This window comes from Candidatus Njordibacter sp. Uisw_056, from assembly GCF_047730085.1.
Classification (GTDB): domain Bacteria; phylum Pseudomonadota; class Gammaproteobacteria; order Pseudomonadales; family Balneatricaceae; genus Njordibacter.
In genome coordinates this window covers 1484667-1497601 of record NZ_CP159830.1, presented here as the reverse complement: position 1 = coordinate 1497601, position 12935 = coordinate 1484667, and the positions used below count along the sequence as shown (strand labels likewise).

Sequence of the window (12935 nt, the reverse complement as noted above, 5' to 3'; positions counted from 1 at the left end):
CAATGAATATTAATAAACTTAAAAGCAATTTTTCAATGCGTGCTGCCTTTCGAGGCTTAATTGCAATTATCATCTTTATTGCTATATGGGAATTTGGAGCGAGGTCTCTGGATTTAATTGGCTACCGCGTACCCTTTATAGGATTGATACCACCGCCTACCGCCGTATTAGACAGTTGGGCAGGCTTAGTTGTCGATCCAAGCTACTGGCAAAGCTGGTATATGAGCTTTATGCGTGTTTTTACTGGATTTCTTGTAGCCATGGTTGTGGGTATACCGCTGGGGTTGTACATGGCAGTTAATAGAACCTTTTATGGCATAGCTTTCCCATCATTTGAGATTTTACGGCCAATCCCACCACTTGCGTGGGTTCCTGCGTCAATCATCTTTTGGCCTACGCAGGAAATGTCTATTGCTTTTGTAACGTTTCTTGGTGCGTTCTATACTATTGTAATTAATGTTTTAGGCGGTGCTAAGTCGATTAACCGACAATACCTGCAGGCAGCACAGTCTATGGGTGCTAGCCAAGCTGATATTTTTAGACGCATTATACTGCCAGCAACCTTGCCCTCCATAGTTGTGGGTTCTGCTGTGGGAATGGGTATTACGTGGGAAGTGGTTGTGGCAGCAGAAATGATCTCCGGTGGCGGTAGTGGTGGTGCTGGTGGTGGCCTAGGTTTCTTTATTTGGAGTTCCTATGTTGGTGGATCTTATGAGCAAATTATTGTGGGCATGATCAGTATTGGTATCGCAGGTTATATTAGCAGTGAGCTTTTAAGGAAATTAGGGGGGCGGTTTACCCCTTGGTTAAAAACACGTTAATCAGTTTACAACTGTTAGCCTTAAACCTCATATCAAATTTTATTTGATCTTGAATTGAAATTTTGGAATTATTAATGTCGACAGAAACATCAACACCTAGAAAGAGTAACGAAATTGTTGCAACAAACGTAGGCAAAACGTTTGGAGCGGGCCCATTTGCCAAAGAAGTTATCAAAGACTGCTCCTTTACCATAGAAAGTGGCAAGCTAACGGTAATGATCGGACCGTCAGGTTGTGGTAAGAGTTCGCTAATTCAACTCATTGCGGGCTTTGACCAACCTACATCTGGGCAAATCACAATTGGTGGTGAGCCCATCATAGGGCCAGGAAAAGATCGCTTGGTCCTATTCCAAGAATCAGCGCTATTCCCTTGGATGACTACTTGGGACAACGTTATGTATGGTCCACGTGCGCGTGGCGAAGATGCGGATGCGTCCGAGGCTCAAGCTGAGTTTTTACTTAAAAAAGTTGGACTAGAGGCCTTTAGAGATAAGTATCCAGCTCAATTATCAGGTGGCATGCAACGTCGTGCTGAACTCGCGCGTGCAATGATTAACAAGCCTGAAGTAATGATCTTGGACGAGCCATTTCGTGGGCTAGACCATATGTCAAAAGAATTGATGTGGGAATATTATGCTAATCTGTATGAAGAAGATCGTAATACTAACTTCTTTGTCACAACCGATATAGATGAGGCTATTTTTCTTGCGGATCGTCTTTTGATCATGACTAACTTACCTACATCGACCCGATCAGTCATTGAAATTGATATCCCACGGCCAAGAAACATTGAAGCAATGGCAGATCTTAAACAAGCGAATGACATCAAAACTGAGGTCATGACCCTGTTACATGAGGAAGCAATGAAGTCCTTCTCTGGCGGCAGCGCTGCTGCAGCTGACTTCCTTGATGCCTATTCTAAACGAGCGGGTTGATCAGTGGATGTTCAACGCGCAGTGTGGGCTCTTCTAAATGCTTGAGGTACTGCTGCAACGCTCTACGGTTGTATCCTTAGCGGTTATTGGGGGTTTATTGTCCCTCTGTGTGACCGTGTTGGCATCTCGTGGGGCCTTGTCAGAAAACGCTATTAAGAATTTAAACAAGCTCGCCTATGGGTTTATGGGGCTGAGTATGCTGCTATTTATCGCTGCAGGATTAAGGAATTAATGAGTTGGTTGTGATGCCCCCATTACTAATCTAAGTCAGTCGGTCTCAATTAATCGCTAGCATAAAGTTTTTATAGATGGTTTGAGCGCTGTTTAAACACAGATCCATGCTCTTATCCGCATCCTGTTTAAGGCGAGGCAAAGCACCTTCACCAAGGGTCTCTTCTAGAGCTTGGGCATAAGCGGGTATAGCACCCCAGTTGTCGATAGTATCAGGCTCTATTTCAACATGATATTGCATGGACCAAGCATTAGATCCTACTCTCATTGCCTGAATGGCGCATACATCTGACTTAGCCAAAACAGTCGCACCTTCTGGTGCTTGTGCTACTCTGACCGAATGCCACTGCAGGCACTTTTGTGTATCTGGTGTACCAGTAAAGAGTGCGTCAGCTTTACCTTCATCTGTTAGTTCAACGTCTAATACACCAATCTCTGAAACTTTTTGAGGCCCACAAGTCCCACCGAGAGCGTCGGCAAGTAACTGATGCCCGAGGCATAGGCCTAGATATGGTTTTCTTAACACGCTAACCCATTGCCTAATCGCTGCTTTTTCGGCAACCAACCATGGGTTTTCCTCAATATCCCATACGTCCATCGGGCCACCCATAACCCAAAGTGCATCATACTTATCAAAGCTAGGGATTTTATCGCCACGGTGCAAATAAATTGCGTCCCAGTGGATACCGTCTTCAGCTAAAAACTGTCTTAAAGAACCTGGGTGTTCGCAATCAACGTGCTGAAAAACAAGTACACGCATAATCAAGTGCTCCGACAAAATTTATCTGCATCATAGTTAAATATAATAATATGAAGGCTATATACCAGTCTAAGTTGAAAATTAGTTTACCCCTAGTATACCTATAAGTGCTTAGCTTTTTAAATAGATTGGTGTCTATTAGTATGGCTGTTAATAGTTACCTATCCTCGTCCACCACGAGCTTTGCAAAGCTTGGCTTCAGGTCATGCCTTAATTTTTTCATCTGTCATCTTAAGAAAATATATACTTCGTTTAACTCTGATATTAAAAGATTCAAACTTGCCAGTGTTACTTTATGAATTGGGCTAGAAGCAGTTTAATTTGTTGTTTAAGTAACACTAAACTAAAGTCATGGTTGATGAGGTTAGGCCGCATAAATCATCGTTGATGGGCTTTCTTTATGGCGGCTTTAAATTTACTAAGGGCCCCTGAGCTGAAGCTTGATCTAGTGTTTTCTGCCATTGGTCAGCATGACTAAGGTGACTGACTCACCCTATGGTTAATACAGATAACATAGTCACTAGGCGTGTGGGTGGTCAATAATTTAGAGTTGAAGCCATTTTATAGTCTCAGTTAATGGTGGTAGATTATCACGGTTAATCGGCAAGCATATACCAACCTTGTAGCCAACGGCTTAAGGTAGTAAGTAGACAGGCAAAAGCAAAGCTGTAGGCTAAAATGTCAAATAAATCGGGCCAAAGGCAAAACGCCACAAATATGGCTATGGTTTCAGCCCCCTCAGTCACTCCACCTAAATAATATAAGCCTTTGTTAGGAAATGTTTGTGACTGTAATTTTCGTTTTTGTGCCATTAATGAAAATGCCAAAAACGATGAACCTGTGCCTATAAACGCCGTTAGTAAAACGGCAGCAGCTAGGGCATTGGCTGAGCTGTCAGCAAATGCAAAAGCTAAAGGAATAACAGCATAAAATGCAAAATCTAAGGCAATGTCTAAAAACGCGCCACGGTCTGTTGCTTGGGTTAAGCGAGCTACTGGACCATCTAATCCGTCCAACAAACGGTTACCCAAAATAAACACTAATGCCCATTCGTAATATTCATTGGCAATCAGAGGCAGGGCGATAAGGCCAACCAAAAATCCGGCGATGGTGATCTGATCAGCGCGAACACCCAAGCGCACTAATAGTTTAGCAATGGGGTGGAGTATTTTCTGCTGCAAGGGCAGTATGCGACCATCAATCATGATCTGCGCCAACTATGATAACGTTGCAACCAAAGCATTGTTTTAGGGTTTACCTGTGCACGCTTCCATTCACCTGCTACATATTTATTGGCTTCTGCCATTGTAGGATAAATGTGGATAGTGCCAAGCACTTTATTTAAGCCTAAGTTGTATTTCATGGCGAGGACAAATTCGGCAATCAGTTCAGCGCCCTGGGCACCGACAATAGTGACGCCTAGTATTTTGTCTTTGCCTGGCACTGTTAATACTTTTACGAAACCTGCAGCAGAACCATCAGCAATGGCTCGGTCCAAATCGTCAATACCGTAGCGAGTTACTTGGTAACTGATACCCTGCGCAGCTGCGTCTTGTTCATTTAGCCCAACCCTAGCCACTTCGGGGTCTACAAAAGTAGCCCAAGGAATGACACGATAATCTACTTTAAAGCGTTTGAACTGACCAAACAATGCATTAACGCAGGCATACCAAGCTTGATGGGCTGCCGCGTGAGTAAACTGATAAGGCCCTGCAACATCACCTGCCGCATAAATATTAGGCAATAGAGTTTCTAAATAATCGTTTGTTTGAACCACTTTATTAGTGGGGATTCCCAGTTCCTTTAAGCCGAATCCACTTAGTCTTGGAGCTCTGCCTACAGCCACTATTATTTCGTCAAATTCAATGCGCTGTATTCTTTCACCACACCCGACCTCAAGCCACTTCACATCGTGTGTAACTTCATTGCCTAAATTATCTTCACTTTTTAGCTCACTGACGCCGCACTTTATGGCTTTGTGACCTGTTAGCACATTGACACCGTCTTGCTGTAAGGCATGCTTTACGAACAAAGACACCTCTTCATCCTCTTTTACCATAAGCCGCTCTAGCATTTCTACTTGAGTAACCTGTGATCCCAGACGTGCGAAGGCTTGGGCGAGCTCACATCCGATAGGACCACCGCCAAGTATTACTAGGCGCTTAGGTGCTTGTTCGTTACAGCGTAGATGTTCCCATAATGTATCTGACGTTAAATAGTTTATTGATTCTAGCCCGGGCAGGGGTGGCACAAAAGGTGCTGCACCTGTAGCAATAATAATACTGCGGCTGGTTAATTGAGTGCTGCTGCCGTCAGCATGGGTGATACTTACGCACCAAGGGCTGATGAGTTTGGCGTGACCTTGCAATACTTCAACACCCAATGATTGATAACGTTCCACACTGTCATGAGGTGCAATGGCCGCTATTACTTGATGGATTCGCTGCATTACGCTGCTAAAACTGAATGAAGGGTTAACCCCTGTTAACCCAAAGTGATCTGCATGCTTAATTTGATGGGCCACCTTTGCACTTTTAATGAGAGCCTTAGATGGCACACAGCCGTAATTGAGGCAGTCACCACCCATTTTATGGGTTTCTACCAAGGTTACTTTTGCCTTCACTACAGCGGCAATATAAGCCGAAACTAAGCCCGCAGCGCCTGCGCCTATGATAATAATATTACGATCAAAGCTTTTAGGTTTATCCCATGTTGAATACGCTTTTCTTCGCTGGTAAACGCGTAATACCAAGCGCACTACCCAAGGCAGTAGCCCCAAAACAACAAATGATATGATTAAGGCTGGAGATGTTATACCACTTAAGCTTTTGAGCTGTGATAATTGAGTGCCCGCATTTACGTATACCACTGTTCCCAGTAACATGCCTATTTGACTCACCCAATAAAAACGCCAAGCTTTCATTGCGGTCAAACCTAGTAGCAGATTGACAGCAAAAAATGGCAAAGCTGGAATCAAACGCAGACTAAAGAGATAGAAGATACCATCTTTTGTTAACCCGGCATCGATTGTTTTGGCATGTTTCCCCAGTTTGGTGTTAACCCAGTCTCTCAAAAAATAACGCGACGATAAAAAAGCTAAAGTAGCTCCTATGCTAGAAGCAAATGAAACCATTAACACGCCCCACCATAAACCAAACAATGCCCCAGCTGCTAGAGTCATCCATACCGCGAGGGGTAAGGATGTTGCTGTGATAATGACATAACTAGTAAAAAATACGGCGACAAACATCGTTTCATTGTTTTGGCGCCATTGCGTCACATCTGCAACAACCATCTGCATGCGTGCTAGATCTATTGACTGGCCATTTAAAAATACCAACAGCGCACCGATTATCGTGACTAAAACTAATAATAGAATTTTTTTGGAAGTGTTTTTTGCAGAACTCATTACTTATTACTCATTAAGTTTTTAGTCATATTTAACGTTTAGTCGGATAGCGGTTAATTTTCTTACACTGATTTTTAAATTAAAAATTTGCATTATTGAAATGAAATAAGTACTAATCTTTTGGTGTGTGTTTTTCGTTAATAAAATTGTTTGAAAACCCCTGCAACTCCTGCAACTGCTTGTCAAAAGCTCGGCACGCAGAACACATGGTTGTGTGCAATTTTAAACGAATCTTTTCTGCTAGATTAAGTTTTCGGTCTTGAGCTACAGAAAGTAATTTCGTAATTGTTTTGCAGTTCAACATTAATCATGCTCCTTTATCAAACCAATTTTCCTGTAGGCAGTTACGCAGTTTCATACGAGCTCTATAGAGTAGTACATTTAGCCTATTTTCGCTGGTGTTAGTTTGTAGGCAAATTTCTTGCGTAGTTAAACCAACAAACTCACGCATCATATAGGCTTTGCTGTACTGGGCTGGCAATGCGTTTAGACAGGTTTCAAAAGTAAGCCAGAATTGATCCATAGCTAAACTGTCTGCAGGCTGCTGCCATGGCGTGGGTTGTTCTGATAGATGCCAGTGGCCTCTAGAATTAAATGGTTGATCCCATACCTCTATTACGTGGTCCTCATCATCGTTTATTTGCAACGAACTGCTTGATACCAGCCGACTTCTACTTCGAAGTAGGTCAACAATCTTGTGTTTCAATATGGCAAATACCCAAGTCTTTAAGGCAGCCTGGCGGGTAAATGTTTGCTGATTTTTAAGAGCGCCTACTAACGCATCTTGCACTGCGTCCTCTGCAAGATGTTGATCAGAAAGTTGTAATGTCGCAAACTTTATCATCTGCTGTCGCAACTCGTTCATAAATACTTGGTCTTGAGTCCAATCTGGGTGCTGAATTCTTTCGGTAATTACAGGGTGGAGGGGCATGTTTTTTTGGGCTACATTAACTGCTGGTGGGTCACTGTATGTTTCTAGCGCCAAGTATTCAATCAAAAAATTTTATGCTTAATACTATAAGGGGTTTTAATTAAGTAAAGTGAGGCGACACAAAAATTAAGTCACCATTATATTCGTATTGTTATGTACTTGGCGTAAAGCCATGCGGGTTTGCGTGCCCACTACTCCAGGCAAGCGGAGTATTTTTTTGTAATATAGCTCTTCATAGTCCTTGGCGTCGGTATAAACCACTTTTAACATGAAGTCATTATCGCCAGCCATTAAGTAACACTCCATTACCTGCTCAAGCTTGGCTACTGCAATTTCAAAGTCATCAAATACAGCCTCACTTTGTTTATCTAAGCTAATAAAAATAAAGGCTGTGCCTTGTACGTGAAACAACGCTCGATTTAACAAACCAACAAATCGATCAAATACGCCGCTGTCCAGTAAAAACTTAGTGCGCCGCAAGCATGCAGAGGGCGATAGGTTTATTTGCTCCGCCAGCTCTACATTACTTAATCGAGCATTATTTTGTAACGCATTAATGATTTTTTTATCAGTGTGATCAAGTTCTATATTTTCGCTAGCATTTAGTTCCATAAAAAACCTATTTTGTGTAATTAAATTGATTAAAATATCTATTTTTGGCTAAATATAACAAGATAATGCATCAAAAACAGCATTAAAATAGAATTATATTCTATCTCTATATTATTTAAATGTAACGAAGTTATTGTTAGATTAAAAGGGCTGTGTAATGTTAATTGGTGTACCTAAGGAAATTAAGAATCACGAGTACCGCGTAGGCATGACACCCGCTAGTGTGCGAGAGCTCGTTCATGCAGGCCATAGTGTTATTGTTGAAACCCTCGCTGGTAGCGGAATTGGCTCTACTGATAGCGACTTTGTTGCTGCCGGTGGCGAAATTGTTGGGACTGCTTCAGAAGTTTTTGCTCGTTCGCAGATGATTGTCAAAGTAAAGGAGCCGCAAGCATCTGAGATTGCTATGTTGCGGGTCAATCAGCTACTTTTTACCTATTTACATTTAGCTCCAGATGCCCAACAAACTGCTGGTTTAGTCGCTTCTGGTGCAACGTGCATTGCCTACGAAACGATTACTTCAGCCCTAGGTGGTTTGCCACTATTAGCACCAATGTCAGAAGTGGCTGGACGCATGTCAATTCAGGCGGGCGCTCATGTGCTGGAAAAAGCTCAAGGTGGCAGAGGCATGCTTTTGGGTGGTGTGCCTGGTGTAGCCCCAGCTAAAGTGGTTATTATTGGCGGCGGTGTAGTCGGTTCAAATGCAGCACAAATGGCCTTGGGCGCGCGAGCTCAAGTGACTGTTCTAGACCGATCTACCCAAGCCTTGGCTCGATTAGATAAAGAGTTTAATGGCGCAGTTAAAACAGTTTACTCCACCCAAGATAGCCTGGAAGAATATGTCTTAGATGCTGACCTTGTGATTGGTGGAGTATTGATCCCAGGTGCAGCGGCGCCTAAGCTGGTCACCCAAGCTATGGTAAAAGCCATGAAGCCAGGCTCAGTGTTGGTAGATGTGGCAATTGATCAGGGAGGTTGTTTTGCAACATCTAAGGCCACAACCCATGAAGATCCCACCTATGTTGTAGACGAGGTAGTCCACTATTGTGTGGCTAATATGCCTGGTGGCGTTGCTATGACGTCTACCTACGCCCTTAATAACGCTACCTTGCCGTATATTCTTAAGTTAGCAAACTTAGGTTGGAAGCAGGCCTTGGAGCAAGATGTGCACTTTTTAGCTGGTTTAAACGTACATGCTGGCCAAGTAACTAATGAACATGTTGCTAAAGCACTAGGTTATACATATTTATTGCCAGAAATAGCAGTGGCTAATGCTGATGCTTAAATTGTTGAGCTAACTGTATTTAGTTTGTTTATGGCTGTTATAGGGCCAAATTTAAAGCGTCTCTTGCAAAGAGGCGTTTTTTTTGGCAAAAACAAGCGTCCTTTTATGCTAATGGCTTGACTATTAGGCGTTAAATACGGAAACTTCGGTCTTTTAATTTAGCCTATTATTCAATATTTTTTGGTAATCACCTGTTTAGGTGGTCAATAGGCAAGACTATAGTAGAGCGTGCCTGAGCAAGGGCGCGTTCATTTGATAATTAATGAGGCATTTAAATGCAAGTTTCAGTTGAAGCGACTACAAGCATCGAACGACGTTTAACCGTGACAGTACCTGCTGAGCAAGTGGATAGCGCAGTAGATAAAAAGGTTAACGAAACCGCTAAAACCATCCGAATTGACGGTTTCCGTCCGGGTAAAGTACCTGCTAAAGTGGTAAAGAAGCGTTACGGTGCCAGCATCCGTCAAGACGTATTGGGTGATGTGATCCAGTCTAGCTACTTTGAAGCACTCCAGCAGGAAAATATTAAGCCTGCAGGCATGCCTAATATCGAGCCAAAAGAAGACGCTGGTAAAGGTGAGTTTTCCTACATCGCTGTGGTAGAAATCTATCCAGAAATAGCTTTGGTAGATGCTTCTGGAGTAAGTGTAGATCGTATGACATCCAGCATTGAAGATACTGACGTAGACACAATGGTCGAAATGTTATTAAGCCAGCAAACACAGTGGACTGAAGTTCTGCGTGCGGCTGCAGACACTGATCAGATCAATATTGATTTTGAAGGCTACTTAGACGGTGAAGCATTTGACGGTGGCGCAGCGCAAGGCCATGATCTTGTGCTTGGTTCTAACAGTATGATTCCAGGCTTTGAAGAAGGCATTCTGGGAATGGAAGCGGGTAAAGACAAAGACATTACGGTAACCTTTCCAGAAGATTACAACGCGGCTGAACTTGCCGGTAAAGAAGCCGTTTTCACTATTAAAGTAAATACGGTTAGCGAAGCAACCAAGCCTGAGCTAAACGAAGAGTTCTTTGCACGCTTTAATCCAAAGGAAGAAGGCGAAGCCGGTTTCCGCGCTGAAATCCGCTCTAACATGAGCCGCGAGATGAACCAAGCACTTAAATCTAAGCTTAAAAATGGCTTATTGAATGCTTACCTAGAATTAAACACATTTGATGTGCCTAAAGCATTAGTCACTGAAGAACTAGGCCGCTTGAAGCAACAGGCACTGCAACAGTTTGGTGGTGGTAATGAAAACCTAGATCCTAGTATTTTGCCTGACGAAATGTTCCAAGATCAGGCGGATAAGCGGGTTAAAATTGGCTTGCTAGCTGCTGAGATTATCCAGCAGAATGAGTTTAAGGCTGACGAAGACAAGGTTAAAGCCTTAGTAGAGGAAATGGCTCAGGGCTATCAAGATCCGCAGGAGTTTATTGATCACTACATGAACAACGCAGAACAACGTAGCCAGTTAGATGGTGTAGTTCTGGAAGATCAGGTTGTTGAGCATTTGCTAGCGGCTGCTAGCATTACTGAAGTTGCTGTAGACTATAAAACAGCCGTTGAGCCAGAAAGCAAAGACGTTACAGGTGATGAAGAAAAGCCAAGCGAAGAAGTTTAATCCTTCTATCGTTCTGTTCTGGGCTTGAACGGATCAGCGGTATGAGTTACTTTGATGTAATTCATGCCGTTTTTTTTGCATGTTAATTGATTAATTTAGACTTTTAATTTGTTTAGACCTTGGCATTTGTTAGATTTGGCACCATAGAGTCTAGTGTAACGTTTTTTATGTATTGGAGTTGTAACAACAATGAGTTTTTCTTTTCCTCCAGAAATGGGGCTAAGCCCCAAATTGAATCAAGAGTTAAGTGCGTTAGTGCCTATGGTCGTAGAGCAAACTTCCCGCGGTGAGCGTTCTTATGACATTTATTCACGCCTTCTTAAAGAACGCGTTATTTTCCTAGTAGGCCAAGTAGAAGATCACATGGCTAATTTAGTGGTTGCTCAGCTGTTATTTCTGGAAGCAGAAAATCCAGACAAAGACATCCACTTATACATTAACTCACCAGGTGGATCTGTGACTGCTGGCATGTCTATTTATGACACCATGCAGTTTATTAAACCTGATGTAAGTACAATGTGTATTGGGCAAGCGGCCAGTATGGGCGCCTTACTATTAACTGGTGGTGCAGAAGGTAAGCGTTATTGCTTACCTAACTCAAGAATGATGATTCATCAGCCTTTGGGTGGCTATCAAGGCCAAGCTACAGATATTGAAATTCATACAAAAGAAATTCTCAACATCCGGGACAAGTTAAACCGAATAATGGCGACGCACACTGGTCAGAAGCTTGAGACCATTGCGGCAGACACTGACCGTGATAACTTTATGGAAGGCGCCCAAGCAGTAGACTACGGTCTTATTGACACGGTATTAGACAAGCGTCCAGTATAAAACCAGGCAACCTGTGACTTTACTAAAAGCTAATTAGGCTTATAGTTCGTCGGCAATAGTGATAGAAAAGATTTAACATTAGCCTAGCAATTAAAGCAGGCTACCAATATTGGTAATTATATGAGCATAGACAAAGACGGATCTGGAGAAGGCGGCGGTAAGATACTGTACTGTTCCTTTTGTGGTAAAAGCCAAAACGATGTGCGCAAATTAATTGCTGGGCCGTCGGTCTTTATATGCGATGAATGCGTTGACCTGTGTAACGATATCATTCGCGAAGAAATTCTAGACCAAGACCAGCCAGAAGCTGAAGACCACTTACCGACTCCAAAAGAGATTTGTGCAGCTCTAGAGGAATATGTTATTGGACAGCCACGAGCAAAGATGGTTTTGTCGGTGGCGGTCTACAATCATTATAAGCGGTTAAACTATGTTGGCGGCAAAGATGACGTTGAGTTGGGTAAAAGTAACATTTTACTGATAGGGCCAACGGGCAGTGGTAAGACACTATTGGCAGAAACCCTAGCACGTTTATTGAATGTGCCGTTCACCATCGCAGACGCCACTACGCTAACTGAAGCGGGTTATGTTGGTGAAGATGTAGAGAATATTATTCAAAAGTTACTGCAGAAATGTGACTATGATGTTGAGAAAGCCCAACGTGGCATCGTTTACATTGATGAAATAGATAAGATCTCTCGCAAATCTGATAACCCTTCAATTACCCGTGATGTATCTGGCGAAGGTGTGCAACAGGCCCTATTAAAGCTTATTGAAGGGACAGTTGCTTCTGTGCCACCCCAGGGTGGCCGTAAACATCCACAGCAAGAGTTTTTGCAGGTTGATACTAGTAATATCCTGTTTGTGTGTGGTGGTGCTTTTGCCGGGCTAGACCAGGTAATTCGTGATCGTACAGAAAAGAGTAGTATTGGATTTTCTGCCACGGTTAAGAGTAAAGATGATAGTAAAGACGTCGGCAAGTTATTGCATTCAGTTGAAGCTGAGGATCTAGTAAAGTTTGGATTAATTCCAGAATTTGTTGGTCGTCTACCCATGATTGCTACCTTAGAAGAACTTGATCAAGAAACTTTAGTTCAAATATTGACTCAACCTAAGAATTCCTTAACAAAGCAGTATCATAAACTCTTTGAAATGGAAGACGTAGAAATTGAATTCCGTGATGAAGCACTAAAGGCAGTGGCGCAAAAAGCGATGGAGCGTAAGACTGGTGCGCGTGGTTTGAGGTCTATCCTCGAGTCTGTGCTCTTGCCGACAATGTATCAGCTTCCTGACCAAAGCAACGTGGTTAAGGTTGTTGTAAATGAGCAAAGTATTACTGGAGAATCTGAACCGTTAATGGTTTTGGACAGTAGCGAGCTCCAACAAGCTGCGTCAGACGAGTAACCTAAACTGATGTAAGCCGGAAAAGCCACCTAAGGGTGGTTTTTTTTGCGCTCATTTTAGTTAAACACTTGTATTTCTGCCCCTTGTCCGC

13 protein-coding genes are annotated in these 12935 nt (G+C 42.8%); 7 read left to right on the top strand and 6 right to left on the bottom strand.

What is annotated here, in order from left to right:
* Positions 1 to 2: 2 nt before the first annotated feature.
* The 3 genes from ABXT60_RS07275 to ABXT60_RS07265 all read left to right on the top strand — a co-directional run bounded on the left by ABXT60_RS07275 (position 3) and on the right by ABXT60_RS07265 (position 1988).
* Complete coding sequence (locus ABXT60_RS07275; protein WP_443629496.1) at positions 3 to 821, top strand: ABC transporter permease; 819 nt, start codon at positions 3 to 5, stop codon at positions 819 to 821.
* A 74-nt stretch (positions 822 to 895) separates the two neighbouring features.
* The gene (locus ABXT60_RS07270) at positions 896 to 1756 is read left to right on the top strand and encodes an ABC transporter ATP-binding protein (protein WP_443629495.1); all 861 of its coding nucleotides are present in this window, start codon (positions 896 to 898) and stop codon (positions 1754 to 1756) included.
* A 37-nt stretch (positions 1757 to 1793) separates the two neighbouring features.
* Positions 1794 to 1988, top strand: a complete 195-nt coding sequence (locus tag ABXT60_RS07265; protein ID WP_443629494.1) for a hypothetical protein — start codon at positions 1794 to 1796, stop codon at positions 1986 to 1988.
* A 45-nt stretch (positions 1989 to 2033) separates the two neighbouring features.
* Here the strand turns inward: ABXT60_RS07265 and ABXT60_RS07260 are convergent, their stop codons facing one another.
* The 6 genes from ABXT60_RS07260 to ABXT60_RS07235 form a co-directional block, all read right to left on the bottom strand.
* Complete coding sequence (locus ABXT60_RS07260; RefSeq protein ID WP_443629493.1) at positions 2034 to 2747, bottom strand: type 1 glutamine amidotransferase; 714 nt, start codon at positions 2745 to 2747, stop codon at positions 2034 to 2036.
* A 596-nt stretch (positions 2748 to 3343) separates the two neighbouring features.
* Positions 3344 to 3952: a CDP-alcohol phosphatidyltransferase family protein gene (locus ABXT60_RS07255; protein ID WP_443629492.1), complete on the bottom strand. Its 609-nt coding sequence runs from the start codon at positions 3950 to 3952 to the stop codon at positions 3344 to 3346.
* Complete coding sequence (locus tag ABXT60_RS07250) at positions 3949 to 6156, bottom strand: FAD-dependent oxidoreductase (RefSeq protein WP_443629491.1); 2208 nt, start codon at positions 6154 to 6156, stop codon at positions 3949 to 3951. The genes ABXT60_RS07255 and ABXT60_RS07250 overlap by 4 nt, the downstream gene beginning before the upstream one ends.
* 112 nt (positions 6157 to 6268) lie before the next feature.
* Positions 6269 to 6460: a zf-HC2 domain-containing protein gene (locus ABXT60_RS07245; protein WP_443629490.1), complete on the bottom strand. Its 192-nt coding sequence runs from the start codon at positions 6458 to 6460 to the stop codon at positions 6269 to 6271.
* Between the two features lie 3 nt (positions 6461 to 6463).
* Positions 6464 to 7153: a sigma-70 family RNA polymerase sigma factor gene (locus ABXT60_RS07240; RefSeq protein WP_443629489.1), complete on the bottom strand. Its 690-nt coding sequence runs from the start codon at positions 7151 to 7153 to the stop codon at positions 6464 to 6466.
* 60 nt (positions 7154 to 7213) lie between these two features.
* On the bottom strand, positions 7214 to 7699 hold the full coding sequence (locus ABXT60_RS07235; RefSeq protein ID WP_443629488.1) for an Lrp/AsnC family transcriptional regulator: 486 nt from the start codon (positions 7697 to 7699) through the stop codon (positions 7214 to 7216).
* Positions 7700 to 7856: 157 nt separating this feature from the next.
* Between ABXT60_RS07235 and ald the strand changes: the two genes are divergently transcribed.
* From ald to clpX, 4 genes are all read left to right on the top strand, one after another.
* A complete protein-coding gene (ald, locus tag ABXT60_RS07230) occupies positions 7857 to 8984 on the top strand; it encodes an alanine dehydrogenase (protein ID WP_443632055.1) in 1128 nt (375 codons plus the stop codon).
* A gap of 275 nt (positions 8985 to 9259) precedes the next feature.
* Positions 9260 to 10606 (top strand): trigger factor, encoded by a 1347-nt coding sequence (tig, locus tag ABXT60_RS07225; RefSeq protein WP_443632054.1) that lies wholly within the window; start codon positions 9260 to 9262, stop codon positions 10604 to 10606.
* A 213-nt stretch (positions 10607 to 10819) separates the two neighbouring features.
* Positions 10820 to 11440: an ATP-dependent Clp endopeptidase proteolytic subunit ClpP gene (gene clpP, locus ABXT60_RS07220; protein WP_046481888.1), complete on the top strand. Its 621-nt coding sequence runs from the start codon at positions 10820 to 10822 to the stop codon at positions 11438 to 11440.
* Between the two features lie 120 nt (positions 11441 to 11560).
* Positions 11561 to 12844, top strand: coding sequence for an ATP-dependent Clp protease ATP-binding subunit ClpX (gene clpX / locus ABXT60_RS07215; protein WP_443632053.1), 1284 nt, complete (start codon positions 11561 to 11563; stop codon positions 12842 to 12844).
* Positions 12845 to 12935 lie beyond the last annotated feature (91 nt).